Origin of the sequence: Streptomyces sp. MS191, from assembly GCF_008042125.1 — a bacterium.
Taxonomy (GTDB): Bacteria; Actinomycetota; Actinomycetes; order Streptomycetales; family Streptomycetaceae; genus Streptomyces.
The window spans coordinates 1-801 of record NZ_RDBI01000102.1 but is presented as its reverse complement, the minus strand read 5'-3'; the positions used below and the strand labels follow the sequence as shown (position 1 = coordinate 801).

1 pseudogene is annotated in these 801 nt (G+C 78.9%); it reads left to right on the top strand.

The annotated features are described in order from the left end of the window. Positions 1–625 (top strand): annotated as a pseudogene (locus EAO71_RS39840) (hypothetical protein); the annotation flags it as partial. Positions 626–801 lie beyond the last annotated feature (176 nt).

Here is an 801-nt window from a genome sequence, read left to right as displayed (position 1 = left end):
GGTCTACCTGGCGGGCCAGTTGCACCTGGACCGCCGCCAGCAGCTGCCGCACCTGGCCCTCGCGCGGACCACGGCCGCGACGCTCCGGTACACCGGGCTGCCCTGGCACTGGCTGGCGGGTGAACTCGCCCTGCGGGCACCCGGAACGACCACCGTCGTGGCGGACCTCGTCGCCGACGCGGAACTGTGGCAGCGGCTGACCGCCGCCCCCGGTCTCCTCTCCCTTGGCCCCGGCCCGTTGCTCTACGGCCGGGTCCTGCCGGCACCGCGCCGCGGCGCGCCGGGCAGCGGCTTCCCGGCCACCGCCACCCCGGCCGTCGGCACACCGATCACGGCCGCTCCGGACACCGTCGCTCCGACCGCCGCCGCCCCGGGCCGGCCGCTCTCCCCCGCACCGCCGTCGCCCGGCCCGTACGCCGTCGCACCGGCCACCGGCCCCGTGCCCACCGGGACGCCCGCCGCCCCGGGAGCCCCCGGAGCCGGCCGCCCCGGGACCGCTGGCGGTCTACCTGGCGGGCCAGTTGCACCTGGACCGCCGCCAGCAGCTGCCGCACCTGGCCCTCGCGCGGACCACGGCCGCGACGCTCCGGTACACCGGGCTGCCCTGGCACTGGCTGGCGGGTGAACTCGCCCTGCGGGCACCCGGAACGACCACCGTCGTGGCGGACCTCGACCACCGTCGTGGCGGACCTCGTCGCCGACGCGGAACTGTGGCAGCGGCTGACCGCCGCCCCCGGTCTCCTCTCCCTTGGCCCCGGCCCGTTGCTCTACGGCCGGGTCCTGCCGGCACCGCGCCGCGGC